Origin of the sequence: Collinsella aerofaciens (assembly GCF_015557435.1) — a bacterium.
GTDB lineage: Bacteria > Actinomycetota > Coriobacteriia > Coriobacteriales > Coriobacteriaceae > Collinsella > Collinsella aerofaciens_Z.
The window spans coordinates 1-1,267 of record NZ_JADNOH010000028.1 but is presented as its reverse complement, the minus strand read 5'-3'; the positions used below and the strand labels follow the sequence as shown (position 1 = coordinate 1,267).

General features: G+C 65.4%; 1 protein-coding gene. It reads right to left on the bottom strand.

Annotated features, from left to right (window positions below):
* Window position 1: 1 nt before the first annotated feature.
* Window positions 2-1,243 carry an arginine deiminase gene (gene arcA, locus I2G43_RS02395; RefSeq protein WP_195534946.1) on the bottom strand — a complete coding sequence of 414 codons (1,242 nt, stop codon included), beginning with the start codon at window positions 1,241-1,243 and terminating at the stop codon, window positions 2-4.
* Window positions 1,244-1,267: the final 24 nt, after the last annotated feature.

Genomic DNA, 1,267 nt, shown 5'->3' with positions numbered 1-1,267 from the left:
CTTAGAGGTCCTCGCGCCAGAAGGGCATGCTCATGCAGCGCGGGCCGCCGCGGCCGCGGGAGAGCTCGGCGGAGGGCACGACGAGAAGGTCCAGGCCCTCCTTGTACAGCACGTCGTTGGTGACGGTGTTGCGGGCGTAGACGCAGATCTTGCCGGGCTCGACGCACAGGGTGTTGGAGCCGTCGTTCCACTGCTCGCGGGAGGCCGCGATCGGGTCGCCGCCGCCGCAGGGGATCAGCTTGACCTGGTCGACGCCGGTGGCGTCCTCCAGGACGTGCTCGAGGGTGTCCTCGATCAGGCGGATGTTCACGTCGCCCGGGTTCTTGCCGGCGGTCAGCTCGTAGACGTGCAGGGTGCCCATGATGGCGGGGTGGATCGTGAACTTATCGACGTCGATCTGGGTGAAGACCGTGTCGAGGTGCATGAAGGCGCGCGAGACCGGGATGTCGAAGGCCAGGATGCGCTCGACCTTGGAGTCGGAGTTCCAGAAGATGTTCTGGGCCATGACGTCGATCGCGGCGGCCTGGGTGCGCTGGGAGATGCCGACGGCGAGGGTCTTCTCGTTGATGTTCAGCACGTCGCCGCCCTCGGTGTGGAACTGGCAGTCGCGGCGGAAGTACAGCGAGACGTCCTTGTAGTCGGGGTGGTACTTGAAGACGTACTTGCCGTACAGGGTCTCGCGGTTGCGGGTGACCGAGTACATGCGGTTGAGGTTGACGCCCTCGCCGACGACCGCGAACGGGTCGCGGGTGAAGTAGAGGTTGGGCATCGGGTCGATGATCAGGTCGGACTCGGACTCGGAGTTGACCAGGGAGTCGAGGGTCGTGGACGCCGTGAGGGGCATGTCGATCTCGGCCTTGGTCATGCCGGCCATGGTCTTCTTGACGAACTCGAGGTTGTCCTCGATGGAGTCCAGCTTCTCGCGGACGATCTGCGGCATGTGCTGGCCGCGGATGCCTGCCTCGGCGATGTACTGGTCGGTGAACTCGGCGCGGGCGCCGGGGACCTGGTCGAACACCTCGGCGACGAGGTTCTCGAGGTAGAGGACCTCCACGCCCTGGTCCCTCAGGATCTGGGCGAAGGTGTCGTGCTCCTGCTGCGCGACCTCCAGGAACGGGACGTCGTCGAACAGGAGTCGCTCGAGCTCGTCGGGCGGCAGGTTGAGGAGCTCGTCGCCGGGACGGTGCAGGCAGACCTTCCTGAGCTTGCCGATCTCGGAAGGCACGTGCAGACCTTTCGTCATGGCCTCCTACCTTTCTTTCGGGCC